The 16,781-nt window shown below is 47.8% G+C and carries 15 protein-coding genes; 11 read left to right on the plus strand and 4 right to left on the minus strand.

Going from position 1 to position 16,781, the window contains the following annotated elements; translation table 11 throughout:
- The first annotated feature begins 25 nt into the window (after nt 1-25).
- Nucleotides 26-370 (plus strand): YlaH-like family protein, encoded by a 345-nt coding sequence (locus OKS35_RS01880; protein WP_015881270.1) that lies wholly within the window; start codon nt 26-28, stop codon nt 368-370.
- 36 nt (nt 371-406) lie between these two features.
- Here the strand turns inward: OKS35_RS01880 and OKS35_RS01885 are convergent, their stop codons facing one another.
- The gene (locus OKS35_RS01885) at nt 407-607 is read right to left on the minus strand and encodes a YlaI family protein (protein WP_015881271.1); all 201 of its coding nucleotides are present in this window, start codon (nt 605-607) and stop codon (nt 407-409) included.
- A gap of 115 nt (nt 608-722) precedes the next feature.
- Between OKS35_RS01885 and OKS35_RS01890 the strand changes: the two genes are divergently transcribed.
- Together OKS35_RS01890 and OKS35_RS01895 are read left to right on the plus strand one after the other, a co-directional pair.
- On the plus strand, nt 723-1,172 hold the full coding sequence (locus OKS35_RS01890) for a hypothetical protein (RefSeq protein WP_074037365.1): 450 nt from the start codon (nt 723-725) through the stop codon (nt 1,170-1,172).
- Between the two features lie 33 nt (nt 1,173-1,205).
- Nucleotides 1,206-2,522 (plus strand): PhoH family protein, encoded by a 1,317-nt coding sequence (locus OKS35_RS01895; protein ID WP_074037364.1) that lies wholly within the window; start codon nt 1,206-1,208, stop codon nt 2,520-2,522.
- Between the two features lie 38 nt (nt 2,523-2,560).
- On the opposite strand, the gene OKS35_RS01900 is transcribed toward OKS35_RS01895, so the two are convergent.
- Nucleotides 2,561-3,733, minus strand: a complete 1,173-nt coding sequence (locus tag OKS35_RS01900; protein WP_240499801.1) for a multidrug efflux MFS transporter — start codon at nt 3,731-3,733, stop codon at nt 2,561-2,563.
- A 124-nt stretch (nt 3,734-3,857) separates the two neighbouring features.
- Nucleotides 3,858-4,325, minus strand: coding sequence for a hypothetical protein (locus OKS35_RS01905; protein WP_215244076.1), 468 nt, complete (start codon nt 4,323-4,325; stop codon nt 3,858-3,860).
- Nucleotides 4,326-4,497: 172 nt separating this feature from the next.
- Between OKS35_RS01905 and OKS35_RS01910 the strand changes: the two genes are divergently transcribed.
- The 4 genes from OKS35_RS01910 (at nt 4,498) to OKS35_RS01925 (ending at nt 10,975) form a co-directional block, all read left to right on the plus strand.
- The gene (locus OKS35_RS01910; RefSeq protein ID WP_015881276.1) at nt 4,498-4,776 is read left to right on the plus strand and encodes a YlaN family protein; all 279 of its coding nucleotides are present in this window, start codon (nt 4,498-4,500) and stop codon (nt 4,774-4,776) included.
- Between the two features lie 86 nt (nt 4,777-4,862).
- Nucleotides 4,863-6,098, plus strand: coding sequence for an FtsW/RodA/SpoVE family cell cycle protein (locus OKS35_RS01915; protein WP_264092371.1), 1,236 nt, complete (start codon nt 4,863-4,865; stop codon nt 6,096-6,098).
- 36 nt (nt 6,099-6,134) lie between these two features.
- Nucleotides 6,135-9,569 carry a pyruvate carboxylase gene (locus OKS35_RS01920; RefSeq protein WP_264092372.1) on the plus strand — a complete coding sequence of 1,145 codons (3,435 nt, stop codon included), beginning with the start codon at nt 6,135-6,137 and terminating at the stop codon, nt 9,567-9,569.
- Nucleotides 9,570-9,622: 53 nt separating this feature from the next.
- On the plus strand, nt 9,623-10,975 hold the full coding sequence (locus OKS35_RS01925) for a cryptochrome/photolyase family protein (RefSeq protein ID WP_214691097.1): 1,353 nt from the start codon (nt 9,623-9,625) through the stop codon (nt 10,973-10,975).
- Nucleotides 10,976-11,007: 32 nt separating this feature from the next.
- On the opposite strand, the gene OKS35_RS01930 is transcribed toward OKS35_RS01925, so the two are convergent.
- Complete coding sequence (locus OKS35_RS01930; RefSeq protein ID WP_214691096.1) at nt 11,008-11,913, minus strand: COX15/CtaA family protein; 906 nt, start codon at nt 11,911-11,913, stop codon at nt 11,008-11,010.
- Between the two features lie 334 nt (nt 11,914-12,247).
- Here OKS35_RS01930 and cyoE point away from each other — a divergent pair, with 334 nt between their 5' ends.
- The 4 genes from cyoE to OKS35_RS01950 all read left to right on the plus strand — a co-directional run bounded on the left by cyoE (nt 12,248) and on the right by OKS35_RS01950 (nt 16,780).
- The gene (gene cyoE / locus OKS35_RS01935) at nt 12,248-13,171 is read left to right on the plus strand and encodes a heme o synthase (RefSeq protein WP_074037356.1); all 924 of its coding nucleotides are present in this window, start codon (nt 12,248-12,250) and stop codon (nt 13,169-13,171) included.
- Between the two features lie 97 nt (nt 13,172-13,268).
- Nucleotides 13,269-14,246: a cytochrome c oxidase subunit II gene (gene coxB / locus OKS35_RS01940; protein WP_214691281.1), complete on the plus strand. Its 978-nt coding sequence runs from the start codon at nt 13,269-13,271 to the stop codon at nt 14,244-14,246.
- A 38-nt stretch (nt 14,247-14,284) separates the two neighbouring features.
- The gene (gene ctaD / locus OKS35_RS01945) at nt 14,285-16,153 is read left to right on the plus strand and encodes a cytochrome c oxidase subunit I (RefSeq protein ID WP_214691280.1); all 1,869 of its coding nucleotides are present in this window, start codon (nt 14,285-14,287) and stop codon (nt 16,151-16,153) included.
- Nucleotides 16,154-16,780 carry a cytochrome (ubi)quinol oxidase subunit III gene (locus OKS35_RS01950; RefSeq protein WP_015881284.1) on the plus strand — a complete coding sequence of 209 codons (627 nt, stop codon included), beginning with the start codon at nt 16,154-16,156 and terminating at the stop codon, nt 16,778-16,780.
- Nucleotide 16,781 lies beyond the last annotated feature (1 nt).

Genomic DNA, 16,781 nt, shown 5'->3' on the forward strand with positions numbered 1-16,781 from the left:
ATGAAATAAAGGGGGACTCTTTGTCTTGAAAGCTTCTCAAACAATCGATATCACACAAATTGACGTTCCGTGGATCGCTTCGATGCTAGGTGTCGGCAGTGACCCGAACGACTTTTCCGTTGGGTTCAATGCACTCGTTGTCACGGTCATCTTACTGACGATCCTTGTCTTTAAACTTGGTTTTGCGAAACAATTGGCATGGTGGAAGTCGCTCATCGTCTATATTCTCCTTTCACTTGGAGCAGGTACGATGGCACTCGTCTTTTTCACATGGCCAATCCCGGAAGTGCTTGCCGTCATGGCAATCGTGTTAGCCATTTATCGTGGCCGCCTCTGGTGGAATCGTCGTCAAGATGCGGTAGAATCATAAAAAATACGGGCGTCTCTTCGGAGGCGCCCGTTTGCATTACCAGTTTCGTTTTTGTCGAAATGTAGGATATAACTTGAATTGTCCAGATGCGGCGCGTTCAGCCGTTCGTTCGCTGATTCGCTCCTGACACTCTTGACACATATACGTTTTCGCCGGTTTGTTACGCAAGCGTTTTGCTTCAAACGACCATGAGTCGATCGTCTCGACTTTATCGCAAAGAGAACATTTTACACGCATCTTTTCACCTTCCTCTATACGATGAGTATAGCATGATTTCAACCGTTAAAAGCAGGGAATTGAACCGGTAAGGGAGAATGGTACAACCATACCCGGTGAAAAGGAGGGGAGTTGAATGGCGAGCAAGGCAACGTTTGAACTGACAGCTGCGCAAGAGCGCTTGTTGAATGACATGCCGTTAACATTTCTCGTTGGTTTTGACGAGGCGAAGCGTTGGCCGATCAGCCATGCCATCAGTTGGGTGCAAGCGTTAGATGCTGTCACGGTCCGGTTCGCATTAACGAGAAATTCCCATATCGTGACCATCTTGACGACTGAAAAGACGGCTGGCCTCATCTTTATCGAAGATGGTCAGTCTTATCATGTTTTACTCTCATCAATTCGAGAGTTCGACCCGGCGGTCAAACCAAGCCTTCATCTTCGTTTTTTTGAAGGACATGTCGAAGAAGTGAGGAACATCTCGTTTTATGGAGCAGCTTACGCACAGCCCGAAATCACGAAAACATACGATATTCGTGCGGCGGAAAAGCTTGACCGTGAAGTGAAAGAAAGTCTTCATTCTTGAATACCATCCTATATTCGAGGGGCGGCAAAGTCTATGAAAAAAACGTATGTACTCGATACGAACGTACTCCTACATGATCCGCTATCCTTATTTCAATTTGAAGAACACGACGTGGTCATTCCAGCCATCGTCCTAGAAGAGTTAGATGGAAAGAAACGAAACATGGATGAGGTCGGGCGGAACGCCCGTGAAACGTCACGTGTCCTCGACCAGCTCCGAACATCGGGAAAACTCCATGACGGGGTCCCGCTTGAAAACGGAGGACGTCTGTTTGTCGAAATCGGTCATGAACACCAGGTCGATATTCCGTTCGATGTCATGACAAACGATAACCGTATCCTACTCGTTGCCTTAAAGTTAATGAAACAATTCGAGCATGACGCAGGTCGAAAGGTCGTCGTCGTCTCAAAAGATATATTGGTCCGTGTCAAAGCGGACGCCATTGGAATTGATGCAGAAGACTATCTGACAGATCATATCGTTGATACGACGGACTTATACGCCGGCTATCGAGAGATTGAAGTCGATCAGTCGCTCATCGATGAATTTTATAAAGTTCGTCAATTGCCGACGACGGCCTTGACGAAACAAGTGCTATATCCGAATTCATTCGTCGTCTTGAAAAGTAATGTGTCGAAAGCGAGTGCGCTTGCTGTGGTCGATTCGCTTCAACCGATTTTACGACCGCTGGCACTCGATGCAGATCATATTTGGGGAATTCATCCGCGAAACGTTCAACAGCGGATGGCCCTCGACCTGTTGCTTCGAGATGACATTCCGTTTGTCACCTTACTTGGGAAAGCCGGTACCGGGAAGACGCTCCTTGCCCTAGCAGCAGGGCTCTCGCTCGTCGAGGATGAACAGCGTTACAATAAGCTCGTCGTCGCTCGTCCGGTCGTGCCGATGGGGAATGATATCGGTTATTTGCCAGGGGAGATGGAAGAGAAGCTTCGCCCATGGATGCAACCGATTTATGATAACCTAGAATTTTTATTCAATGCGAATTCAAAAGACGAGCTCGGCAATATTCTAGCCGGTATGAAATCGATTCAGCTCGAGGCGCTCACCTATATTCGAGGTAGAAGTATGCCGGACCAGTTCATCATCATCGATGAGGCGCAGAACTTAACGAAGCATGAAATCAAAACGATTCTTACTCGCGTTGGAGAGAACTCGAAAATCGTTCTCGTCGGTGACCCGTATCAGATCGACCATCCGTATTTGGATGAATACTCGAACGGCTTGACGTACGCGGTGGAACGCTTCAAAGGACAAAACGTCTTCGGACACGTGCAACTCGTGAAAGGGGAACGTTCATCCCTTGCACGATTGGCGGCTGATTTACTATAAGCGATATACACAAATAACGCCGAGCTTCGTGCTCGGCGTTATTTTGTATCGAGTTGTAGTGACTGGACGTTCGTCCGTTCTAAAAAGGCATTCGAGATCATAATCAATCCCGTGATGATGAACAGGGCAGAAAATCCGAAGTGTGCCACGATTTGGGATCCAAATAGCGGTCCGAGTAGATTCCCCATGAACTGAGCGGACTGATTGTATGAAAAGATGCGCCCTGTCGCAGAGACCGGCGTATGCTGGCGCAGTAGCGATTGAACGGACGGCATCAAGGCGGCCGTTGCGAACCCGATTCCGAAACGCAACAAGATGAGTTGAGTCGTTGAGGTAACGAATGCTTGCGGAATCAAGAAGAGGCTATAGAGGAGCAGTGCCCAAAACAAGATGCGCTCTGCTCCGTGTCTGTCCGATAACCGTCCGAGACGCTGCGCCGAAACGAGAGCGGCCAGTCCCGGAGCAGAGGCGACAATCCCTGCCATGAAGGCGAGCGCGGTAGTGTTCGGATTCAATTCACGTACGTATAATGTCAAGAGTGGTCCGATAGATTGTGTCGAGAACTGAATGAGGAACGTTGTCACAAACAGACCGACAATCAACTGTGGATGTCGCAGTGAGGCAAAAATCGATTTCATCGACGCGAGTTCTTCGCGTTTCACTGGGACAAAATCTTCTTTTACGAACCAAAGCGTGATGAGGAACGTCAGGAAGAGTGCACTTCCGGTAAAGAGAAAAACGGATCGAAGCCCAATCCAGTCTGCGAGCAGTCCGCCGATGAGGGGACCGAGTAGACCACCAGTGATTCCACCGGTTGACAGGGTACCGAGCGCCCAGCCACTTTTCTCTTTTGGTGTTTGAGATGCGACCAACGTGATGCCGGCTGAAATAAATCCAGACACGGCCCCCATGAGTAAACGCAACCCGACGAGTTGATATACGTCTTGGACGAAGCTGATGAGGAACATGACGATGGCCATCCCAAGACTGGCTCGGATGAGCATCAGCTTTCTTCCTTTTCGGTCAGCCAAGCGTCCCCACATCGGAGAGACGATGGCGGCCACGAGGAACGTAGCGCCGAACGCGATCGCAGACCAAGTGACGACGTGGTCCGGATCCTTTACCCCGAGTTGTTCGATGAACAATGGGAGGAATGGAAGGACGAGACTCATCGACGCGGCGGTCAAGAAGCTACCGATCCAAACAACCATTAAATTTCGTTTCCATAGAGGTATCGTAAGCGTCACGACCTTTCTTATTCAATTTGTAGTCAACACTCTATATACTACACTTTGTGAACTAAAAAGTCCAAAAAAAGAGAAGGTGTGACCCTTCTCATTGATTGCTTAATACGGTGATATGATTGACTTGGCGAATGACCTGATCCTCATACAATACATAGACAGGTCCGTCAGTAAGTACTTTTCCATCTTTTGAAAATTGTAAATATACGCTCGATGCCTCGCTGAGCGATAGAGTCAATATGGTCTCCCCGTAAAAACGGACATGTGTCGCGAGCTCAATCGGTTCGGCATTATTTAAAAAAGGCGCGAGCGGCATGGCGAACGAGTCGCGTAATGCTGCATCTTTGTCTTGTCGTGACATCGGTTTATTGTGGTCGATTCGAGTTCCTTGTGACAATCCGTCATCCCATGCTTTCCCCATTTTCGCATAGTATGCCTCACGGTCATTCTCCGTCACCGAGTCCAAATCTTCAATCTTCCGTTTTCGTTCGTCAAAAATCCATACGGTCGGGTCAATCGTCAGACTGTGGCGAACCGCTCCATCAAGTGGAAAAATCATGCTTATATCCCCCTTCATACACATTACACGTTTCATTATAGCGCTCTTTCTCGTAAAATGGAAAAGAGGGAGAATGTCGCGTTCATTCATACTGTACATTGAATTATGATGAAAGATAATGTACAGTTGAGTTATGACAAACAGTCTGTCATCGTACGGAGGAGGGGTCGTAGTGGCGACAAATTTGGCTGCAATCCAACGGGAGCAAGCGCTTCAATTACTCGAGGCGGATGCTGAAAAAATCCGTTGTCTGATTGAAGTGCAGTTAGAAAACCTAAAAATGCCGAAGTGCCCGCTTTATGAAGAGGTGCTTGATACACATATGTTTGGACTATCGCGCCAAATTGATTTTGCGGTTCGTCTTGGACTCATTTCAGACATTGAAGGTAAAGGACTGCTCGATTCATTGGAACAGAAGTTGTCTGCTTTGGCAGAAGCTTCAGAATTATGAACCTTATACTCAAACTGTGCAAGTGGCGCTGTTTGAGTATTTTTTTATAAGGGTTGTCGGATTGTTTTACATAAGGAAGTGAATACATGAAAACACGGTTTCGGTATTTTGATTTTGCGTTGTTTTTGTCAGTGCTCTTACTCGTCGGGCTAAGCTCCATCATGATTTATAGTGCGAGTGTTTGGAATCGTGGGGATTACGCGAATAGTAGTTTATTCTATCGCCAGCTCGTCTACGTTGGCATTGGAATCTTTGTCTATTTGATTGCGACATTGTTCCGATATGAGATGTTTCGGAAAAAAGGCATTCGCCTCGGTCTTTATGCGCTCTCTGTCATCTTGCTGTTTGTCACGTGGGCGATGCCTCCATTGAATGGGGCGAGAGCTTGGCTCATCATCGGAGGAATGACCATGCAACCGGTCGAGATTGCGAAGTTCGTTCTCATCATACTGCTTGCGAACTACTACCATGAACTATGGAATGATGAGTTGAAAGGACTCCCTGGTCGACTGGCGCGGGTCGCTATCACGAAAAAAAAGTTGCGTGCACAAATCGGCGCCTTCTTTTTAGTGCCTGTCCTCTTTTACTTTTCGTTTTATGCGATCGCAATCAATGGACAGCCGGATATGGGGGGGCTATTCGTCCTCGGTTCCATCATGTTGCTCATGTGGTTCGGTGTCGGGGCGCCGCTTCGAATTTTGATTCCAGGAATTTTAGCTGGGGTTGGTACTGTATTCGTATTGTTCACGACCATCTTTTCGGAGAATCAACGAAGTCGGATTGAAGTCGTGTTCAACCCGTTCATGGACCCGGAAGGATATGGACATCAATTGCTCATGTCGATTATCTCAATTGTACATGGTGGATTGACTGGAGTCGGACTTGGGAACAGTTTTCAAAAGTATGGATATTTGCCAGAACCAGAAACCGACTATATCATGTCGATCATTGCGGAGGAGTTAGGATTCCTCGGTGTATTGACGGTTTTAGTCCTACTCTTCTTCATCGCCTTTCGCGCGATCCATATCGCCAATCATGCGGATAGTCACTTTGCGATGTTCGTATCGTTTGGGATTGCATCACAAATCATTATCCAGACGGCCATCAACATCGGTGCGATGTCCGGTTGGTTCCCAGGGACAGGCGTAACCTTGCCACTGGTCAGTTATGGAGGAACATCGCTCATCATGATGATGGGTGTTCTCGGGGTGCTCAGTAGTATCTCGATGCGTAACCGTCATCGAGAGGCGACACGACGAGAAGAAATTCGGGTGAAGTCAGAAGAAAACGTTCAACGCTCATCGCTTCACGTTGTCAGGTAAGGAAACGAACAAACTTCATTAACGGGGGAATTTCATTTGAAACCAATTAAAAAGTTACTTGTTGCAAACCGTGGGGAAATTGCCATTCGCGTATTTCGCGCGGCGACAGAGTTAGGCATTCGAACGGTAGCTGTCTATTCGCAAGAAGATAGCGGCTCCTTACATCGCTTTAAAGCTGATGAAGCCTACTTGATCGGTGTAGACAAAAAACCGATCGATGCGTACCTCGATATCGAAGACGTGATTCGAATCGCTAAGGAGTCAGACAGTGATGCGATTCACCCAGGGTATGGTTTCCTTTCAGAGAACATTGAACTCGCACGACGTTGCCGTGAAGAGGGCATCATCTTTGTCGGACCGCATGAGTCACATTTACATGCGTTCGGGGATAAAGTACGAGCGCGTCAGAGTGCGATTGCTGCGGGTCTTCCTGTCATCCCGGGTTCGGATGGACCGCTCACATCATATGAAGATGCTGAAGCATTTGCGAACGAGAACGGATTCCCGCTCATGGTCAAAGCTTCGATGGGTGGTGGAGGACGCGGAATGCGTGTCATTCGAACAGAAGCGGAAATGAAAGATTTGATTGAACGTGCAAAGTCAGAAGCAAAGCAGGCGTTCGGTTCTGACGAAGTGTACATAGAAAAACTCGTCGAACGTCCGAAACACATCGAGGTGCAAATTCTTGGGGATGAGCACGGTCACATCGTTCACTTATTCGAGCGTGACTGTTCGGTTCAGCGCCGTCACCAAAAAGTTGTCGAAGTGGCGCCGTGTGTGACATTGTCTGATGCATCGCGCCAAGCGATTTGTGATGCGGCGGTCCAACTCATGCGTCACGTCGGATACGTCAACGCCGGTACAGTCGAGTTCTTGGTGACAGAGGATGAGTCGTTCTACTTCATCGAAGTCAACCCGCGCATTCAAGTGGAACATACGATCACAGAGATGGTGACGGGCTTTGACATCGTTCAAACGCAATTGATGATCGCGCAAGGTGAGTCGCTCCACGGCGATATGATTCAAATGCCGAAACAGGAAGAGATTAAACTTCTCGGTTATGCAATCCAATCACGTGTTACGTCTGAAGACCCAGGCAATAACTTCATGCCGGACACTGGAAAAATTATGGCTTACCGTTCTCCGGGTGGCTTTGGTGTTCGTCTTGACGGTGGGAATGCGTATGTCGGTGCAGAGATTTCACCGTACTACGATTCACTTCTCGTGAAATTGTCCACACATGGCATGACATTCGAACAAGCGGCCTCGAAGATGGTTCGAAACTTGAACGAGTTCCGGATTCGTGGAATCAAGACGAACATTCCGTTCTTGATTAACGTCATGAAGCACCCGAACTTTATCAGTGGAGATTACAACACGTCATTCATCGATGAGACGCCAGAACTGTTCGTCTTCCCGAAACGAAAAGACCGCGGGACGAAACTGTTGAACTATATCGGGGATGTGACAGTGAATGGATTCCCAGGTGTTGGTCTGAAAGACAAGCCGATCAGCCGTTCGGTGCGAATCCCGCACGACCTCCCGGCAGAAGCGAAGCCAGGGACGAAACAAATTCTTACAGAGCTTGGACCGGACGGCCTCGCCGACTGGATCAAACGTCAACCGGAACTGTTGTTGACGGATACGACGATGCGAGATGCGCATCAATCGTTGCTCGCGACGCGCATGCGCACACAGGATATTCTAAATATCGCCGAACCGACAAGCAAACTCATGCCAGAATTGTTCTCGGTCGAGGCATGGGGCGGAGCGACGTTCGACGTGGCCTACCGATTCTTATCCGAAGACCCATGGGTACGTCTCATGAAGCTTCGTGAGAAGATGCCGAACGTCCTAATTCAAATGTTGCTACGCGGTGCGAATGCGGTCGGATATAAAAACTATGCAGACAACGTCATCGAGAAATTCGTACACGAAGCGGCATATGCCGGAGTCGACGTGTTCCGAATCTTTGATAGTCTCAATAACCTTGAGTCGATTCAATTGGCAATCGATGCGACGCTTCCAACTGGGAAAGTGGCAGAGGCAGCCATCTGTTATACGGGAGACTTGTATGATGGTAACCGTCCGAAGTACCATCTTCCGTATTATATCGACCTCGCGAAGAAACTTGAGGCGAGTGGTGCGCATATCTTGGCAATCAAGGATATGGCAGGTCTATTGAAGCCGGAATCAGCCTATGCACTCGTATCGGCATTAAAGGACGCCGTAGACTTACCAATCCACTTGCATACACACGATGCTTCCGGTAACGGGATCTTCACATATGCTCGCGCGACAGATGCCGGTGTCGATATCGTTGACGTTGCCGCGAGTTCGATGTCAGGGATGACATCACAGCCTTCAGGTGGAAGTTTGGTTTATGCGCTCAACCACCACGAACGTCAGCCGAAAGTCGACCCGAAACAATATGAAATCATCAGTGACTACTGGCAAGACGTGCGTCACAACTATGAACCGTTTGAAAGTGATATGCGTGCATCGAATCCATCCGTGTACGAACACGAGATGCCAGGTGGGCAATATTCAAACCTCCAACAGCAGGCGAAAGCGGTCGGACTTGGAGACCGCTGGGCAGAAGTCAAGGCGATGTATGCCCGAGTCAACATGTTGTTCGGGGACATTGTCAAGGTGACGCCGTCATCTAAAGTTGTCGGTGATATGGCGCTCTTCATGGTCCAGCATAACTTGACGGAAGAAGATGTGATGACACGAGGACATCAGTTGGACTTCCCAGACTCGGTCGTCGAAATGATGCGTGGTGAATTAGGAACGCCTCCAGGTGGATTCCCGAAAGATGTGCAACAAGTCATCTTGAAAGGGGAAGAGCCATTAAACGTTCGTCCTGGTAAATTGATCAAACCGTATGACTTCGAATCGGCACGCCAAGAACTATTCGAAAAATTCGAGCGACCGGTGACGGACTTTGAACTTCTTGCTCATGCGCTTTATCCGAAAGTGTACGAAGACTATATCAAACATACAACGACATACGGGGACGTCTCAGTGCTCGACACGTTGACATTCTTCTACGGATTAAACGTCGGTGAGACAATCCAAGTTGAAATCGAGACTGGAAAAACGTTAATCATCAAGCTTGTACAAGTGAGTGCAGCGAATGAAGATGGCATCCGTCTCGTCTCGTATGAGATGAACGGGGTACCACGTGAAATCGAGATTAAAGATGTCAATGTCAAATCGGCAACGACAAGCCGTCCGAAAGTCGATCGTTCGAACGCCAAACAAGTCGGTGCATCGATGCCGGGGTCTGTCTTGAAAGTATTGGTCGAACCAGGAAGTCGAGTTCATCGTGGGGAGCAGTTGCTCGTCACAGAAGCGATGAAGATGGAAACGACGATTCAAGCGGCACAAGATGGTGAGATTAAGGCCATTCATATTAAAGAAGGCGACACAATACAAAGTGACGACTTGTTGATTGAATTTGTATAATCAAAAGAAGCATAGCGCGCTATGCTTCTTTTTTGTAGATGGGAGTGGAGATCATGAGACGAGTATGTTGGTTTCGTTCGGATTTTAGACTGACCGATAATCATATGTTACACCGTGTATTGAAAGATATGGAGGAAGGCGATGACCTAGATTTCGTCTTTTGGTTGAATCCGAAATACTGTGACCCGTTCGAGGTACGGCATGACTATTTCTTCTCGACGATGCGAGCGTTCATGTATGATTTAGATGCGAAAGGGTTAGGGCTTCGCGTCCTTGTCGCAGAGACGGAGGATGCGTTCGTGAAACAGCTCGGGGAGATGGATGTGCTCTATTTTAATGCGGAGTACGTGGAACCGTTCAAACAGCGGGATGACCGTGTGATTGAAGCACTTGGTGAAGAAGTAAAAGTTGTGCGACTTCTGGATCGTCACCTGTTTCATCCCGATGCGTTCCGTACAAAAAGTGGCGATCCCTATAAAGTTTTCACCCCGTTCAAAAAAGCGGCGTATGCCGAACAGCCGCCCGCACCGTATGAGGTTGATGTCGATCGTTTATCTCAGTACATCCGTTCAAAGAATGAACAACCGAGTGAACTGAAAGATCTATTCAAACGATGTAATCGTGAATGGAAAGGGCTAGGGGAAACGGAAGCGAAGAAACGATTGACCCACTTCGTCAATGATCGCATGGTCGATTATGACGAGAAGCGTGACATTCCGAGCATCGCCGGGACGAGTCGACTATCTCCTTATTTACGGACAGGTGTGTTGTCGATTCGCACCATCACCGAACAAGTGTTGTCGGCGAGACGATCAAAGGGGCGTGACACGTATTACGATGAGCTGTTATGGCGTGAATTTTATTACATGGTCATGTCAAAGTTCCACGGATTGAAAGATCAACCGTTCAATGATAAATACAAGTCACTTGAATGGGAGGACAATGAAGAGCAGTTCGAAAAGTGGTGTAACGGGGAAACGGGGTATCCAATCGTCGACGCGGCGATGCGTCAGTTGAACGAGACCGGGTGGATGCACAACCGCCTACGCATGATTGTCGCATCTTTCCTATCGAAACATCTCCTTCTCGATTGGCGAAAAGGGGAACGGTATTTCGAGCAAAAGCTGATCGATTATGAGGCAGCGTCGAATATCGGGGGATGGCAATGGGCGGCCTCAGTCGGGACGGACGCTGTTCCGTATTTCCGTATTTTCAATCCGACGACGCAATCCGAGCGATTTGACCCTGATGGGACGTTCATCCGGAAGTATGTGCCGGAGCTGAAACATATAACAGATAAATCGATTCACTTTCCGGACCCGTCAGAGCGAGACAACTATGCCATGCCAATCGTCGATCATAAAGAAGCGAGAGAGCGTGCCCTCGAACGATTTAAAGCATTGTAAACTAAAAAGCGCCGCGGCGCTTTTTAGTTTGGTTATCCGTTCATGTTTTTCAATTGTGCCCCGTCTTGTCGCGCTGTCGACCGATACGCGTGATAAGAGAGGTATGACAGGATACCGAAGTAGCACGTGATCAAGAATGCGTGAAGGAGCGGAACGTAAGTCGCGTGTCCCCCAAGAACGATCCAAGCACCTGTACCGACTTGAAGTAGGATGAAGAAAAGAGACGCCCACATACCGCGCTCAATCAATCGGTTCATTTCTTTTCGGGCAAGATAGAGTACATACAACGTGTACAAAACGAGAATACCCGCCATGATGCGATGTCCCATCTGCACATACGACTCGAACGTCCAGACGTTCTGCTCACAAATCGGCCAACCGACACATGCGTATGTAGCACCGAGGTGACGGACGTAGGCTCCTGTGTACACGACGATCATCGTATAAATTGAAAGACCGTAAAGATGAGATCTTAATCGTCTCGATACGACTTGATGTTCCCGGTCACCTTCGAATAACAGAATCGTCAAAATGAGTAACGACGCGAACGACACGAGAGAAATTCCAAAATGAAGGGCCAGGATGGCATCCGACTGTTGCCAAATGACCGCGCCCGCTCCAATGATTGATTGGATGAGCATAAAGATAAATGCGAGAAACGCAAAGATTTTCACATCGACCCGATGTTTGACCGCGATGAACGTCCAAATGGCGAGCGCAATGATGAGAAGACCTTCAATACCGGAGACTACCCGGTGACTGTATTCAATCATTGTTTCAACACTGGGATTGGTTGGGATTAATTTTCCATGACAGAGTGGCCAGTCCGTCCCACAACCATCTCCTGAATCCGTCTTCGTCACGGTTCCACCCATGATGAGGACAAGCATCATCCCGAGGGTGACAAACCCTGAGAAAAACGCGAGTTTTTTATGCATGCAATACCACCTGCTTCTAATCGAAATCCGTTAAAAAATGTACCTTGTTTATTTATATTTTTTTCGCCATACTTATTATACGGCTTTCCGTTCAAAAAACGAAATGGAAAAGCTTGCAATCGTTATCAAAAACGTTATTCTAATATTAGTAAAGCACATAAGGTGTGACAAATATCACACTATTGACACAAAAAACTCGCTATTTTACAAGCATAAAGGGCGTATTTTATAAAAAAATATGGTATCTTTGTAGAGAGTTAAGTGTATTTTGTTCATATTGTGTTTTTTCTGTGAAGAGAATGCGAGGATTTCGTGATTATGTGGGGGGGTCAGTATGACAAAAGTCAACCCAGGGATGACGGTAGATGTAGAGTATACAGAATCAACGTCATTCCGAGATTACGTCGCCTTAGCGAAAATGGGAATCGTTCGCGCCAACCTGTTGTTGGTGTTTGCAGGATTCTTCGTGGCAGCGACGTACCAGAGCGATACGCCAGTCCTTTACTTGTTTGAAGTTTGGCCACAGCTCTTATTAACGATGTTAGGAAGCGCACTCGTGATTTCGGGGAGTTGTTACCTAAACAACTTTGTGGACCGAGATATCGATTACTTAATGGATCGTACGGACAATCGACCGAGTGTAACCGGCAAGATTTCAGGAGAGAAGATTTTACTCCTTGGATTGACACAACTTGCAATCGGAACACTACTATTGCTCCTTGTATCGTACGTCGCCGCAGTATTCGGTTTAATCGGGGCATTTTTTTATGTCGTGATTTATACGATGTGGCTGAAGCGTACGAGTACGCTCAATACAGTCGTCGGTAGTATTTCGGGAGCCGTTCCACCGCTCATCGGTTGGGCAGCACTAGATCCGGCACTTCATATTGATGCGTGGCTCATGTTCCTTGTCATGTTCTTATGGCAACCACCTCACTTCCTGGCGCTCGCCATGCGACGGACGGAAGAGTATCGAGCGGCAGGCATTCCGATGCTTCCGGTCGTGAACGGATTTGCCATCACGAAACGGCAAATCATCTGGTGGATTGCGACGCTGATTCCGGCATCGCTCTTATTTATGCACTATGGTCTTGTTTACTTGACAGTCGCAGCCGGTTTAGGGGGCTACTGGTTGTATCTCGGATTGAAAGGATTCAACGCCGAGGACGAAATCAAGTGGGCAAACAAAATGTTCTTCTATTCATTAATTTATTTAGTCGTGTGGATTATCGCGCTGATTTTGACAGCACTCTGGTGATCGCACTCACTATATAGAAAACCATTACACATCATTTTGGGAGAAAGTGGGGATTGTTGTGAAATCATTTAAGAAGCTTCTGTTTGGCATCGTCCCGATGATGATGTTCGCAGTCCTGTTATCAGGTTGCGGTCAAGAGGGATTGTCTGCATTGAAGCCGATGGGAGAAGGGGCTGAGCTTCAGCTCCGCATCATTCTCATCAGTTTGGCGATCATGCTCTTCGTACTCATCATCGTATCGGTCATTTACGTGTACGTGCTCATGAAGTTCCGTCGGAAAGATGAATCGATTCCGAAGCAAGTTGAAGGTAGCAGTACACTCGAGATGATTTGGACAGTCGTTCCGATTATCCTTCTCATCATTCTCGCTGTTCCGACAATCACGACGACTGTCGAACTCGCGAAAGCGAAAGAAGCGAAAAAAGAAGAAGAAATCAACGTTACAGCTAACTTGTACTGGTGGGAATTTGAATATCCAGAAGCAGGTGTTGTGACAGGGCAAGAGCTCGTCATTCCAGTCGGAAAACGAGTCGGCATCAACTTGACGTCGAAAGATGTCATTCACTCATTCTGGGTACCGGCTTTATCTGGTAAGACAGATACGAACCCAGGACTTGATAACGAAATGTGGTTACATGCAAATGAACCAGGTACTTACTACGGGAAATGTGCTGAGCTTTGCGGTCCGTCACATGCCCTTATGGACTTTAAAGTCATCGCGCTCGAGCAAGAAGAATATGATCAATGGCTCGCTGACATGAAAGCTAAGCAAGACGAGAACGGTGAGAATCTCGTCGCAGACAACACAAACTTGACTACAGGTGAGCAAGTGTATGTCGAAAGCTGCTTGAGCTGTCACGGCGGCGGTAAAGTGGCACCAAGTTTAACGAACTTCGGTGATCGTGAATGGCTCGCAGGTTACCTCGAAAACAACGAGGACAACTTGAAAGAGTGGATCCGTGACCCGCAAGAGAAAAAACAAGGGGCTCTTATGCCAGGATTCAATGAAGGTCAAATCAGCAACGAAGAATTAGATGCACTCGTTGACTTCTTGTATGAGCAGAAGATTGACTAACGGGAAAAGGGGGATTTCACGTGGCACAGACCACTGCAATGCAGCAATCGCGTAAATACAATGGCATCATGGATTGGATTACGACGGTTGACCACAAAAAAATCGGTATTTTGTATTTGTTCTCAGGAATCTTCTTCCTCCTTCTCGGTGGAATTGAAGCATTACTGATTCGTTGGCAACTCGTCAAACCAATGAACGATTTCGTCAGCGGTGAGACATTTAACCAGTTGATTACGATGCACGGGACGACGATGATCTTCCTAGCGGCCATGCCGATGCTATTCGGTTTTATGAACGCCGTCGTACCACTTCAAATCGGGGCACGCGACGTTGCGTTCCCATTCATTAACTCATTAGGTTTTTGGTTGTTCTTCTTCGGTGGAGTCATGCTTAACTTGAGCTGGTTCTTCGGAGCAGCACCAAACGCAGGGTGGACGGCTTACGCTCCACTTTCAACACAACCGGAAGCGACAGGGGTAGACTTCTACGCTCTCGGTCTTCAGATTTCAGGTTTCGGTTCATTGATGGCCGGGATTAACTTCCTCGTCACCATCTTGAACATGCGTGCGCCAGGAATGAAACTCATGCGTATGCCACTCTTCACATGGACGACTTTCGTTGCATCGGCATTGATCGTCTTCGCATTCCCACCACTTACGGTCGGATTGTTCATGTTGATGTTCGAGCGACTCTTCGGAGCTGCTTATTTTGACCCGGCACTTGGCGGGAACGTTGTCATCTGGGAACACCTTTTCTGGATCTTCGGTCACCCGGAAGTATACATCTTGATCTTACCGGCATTCGGTATTTTCTCGGAAATCATTCCGACATTTGCGCGTAAACGTCTCTTCGGTTACACGACGATGGTCTTCGCGACAATGCTTATCGGTTTCCTTGGATTCATGGTTTGGGTTCACCACATGTTCACAGTCGGTCTTGGTCCAGTTGCCAACTCGATCTTCGCTGTTGCAACGATGGCGATTGCCGTACCAACTGGTGTTAAAATCTTTAACTGGCTCTTCACACTGTGGGGCGGTCAAATTAAATTCAACGTGGCCATGCTTTACTCTGTCGCGTTCATTCCTTCATTCCTCGTTGGTGGGATGACAGGGGTTATGCTTTCAGTCGCACCGGCTGACTATCAGTACCACGACAGCTACTTCGTTGTCGCTCACTTCCACTACGTTATCGTAGGTGGGGTTGTATACGGTCTCTTCGCAGGACTTTACTACTGGTTCCCACTCATGTTCGGAAAAGCCCTTTCTGAAAAGCTTGGATACTGGCAGTTCTGGTTGTTCTTTATCGGGTTCCACTTGACGTTCTTCCCGCAACACTTCCTCGGATTGTTCGGTATGCCACGTCGAGTCTTCACATACCTCGATGGTCAAGGTTGGGATACACTCAATATGCTCTCGACAATCGGTGCATTCTTCATGGGTGTGTCAACGATTGTCTTGCTCATCGCTGTTGTGAAAGCCTTCTTGTCAAAAGACCGCGTCAAACCAGACCACTGGGGAGACGGACGTACGCTTGAGTGGACACTTCCTGTTCCGACTCCAGAGTACAACTTTGCACAAACACCACTCGTCAAAGGACTTGATACGTTCTGGCTCGAGAAAATGGCAGGCAACAAACGCGTGTCAGTCGCTGAGGAAGTTTCGGACATTCACATGCCGAATAACTCGCTCATTCCGTTCTTCATGTCACTCGGCCTCTTTATCGCAGGACTCGGTGCCATCTTCCAGATGGATAACACGGTCGTCGGTTGGTCATTGATTGGATTTGGATTAGCGATGACGTTCGTCTCGATGTTCCTACGTTCTTGGATTGACGATCACGGCTACTACATTCCGAAGTCACAAGTCGAAGCAGACTTGAAAGCGATTCGTGAGAAAGGAGAACAATAAATGGCACATGCAGTTGAAAAACACCCAGTGACCGGTATCCCGGCCAATCCAGAGAAAGCAACACTGGAAGGGAAAAATAAATATGTGGCCTTCTGGTTCTTCCTTGGTGGAGAGACAGTCCTCTTCGCCTCGCTCTTTGGAACATACGTTGGTCTCTTGAACTCTGGTGCGCCAGAGGAATTACGTTCGTATAACATTTTCGAAATGGAGCTCGTCTTCATCATGACGATGCTCCTCCTCACAAGTTCACTTACAAGTGTCCTTGCGATGATGAACATGAAGGCAAACAATCCAGGGCGTATGAAGCTTTGGTTGATTGTGACGCTCCTTCTTGGTGCCGGATTCCTTGGTGCTGAGATTTACGAGTTCATTCACTACTACCACATCGGTCACACGTTCACGTCGAGCGCATTCGGTTCAGCCTTCTATACGTTGGTTGGTTTCCACGGCGCGCACGTAACGTTCGGTCTTCTTTGGATCACGACGCTCTTGATTCGTAACTGGAACCGTCCGATCGATGTATACAATGCACCAAAATTTTATGTATCGAGTCTATATTGGCACTTTATCGACGTTGTTTGGGTCTTCATCTTCTCAATCGTCTACCTCTTAGGGATGGTGAACTAAT

Source organism: Exiguobacterium sp. N5, from assembly GCF_025842465.1.
Lineage (GTDB): Bacteria > Bacillota > Bacilli > Exiguobacteriales > Exiguobacteriaceae > Exiguobacterium > Exiguobacterium profundum.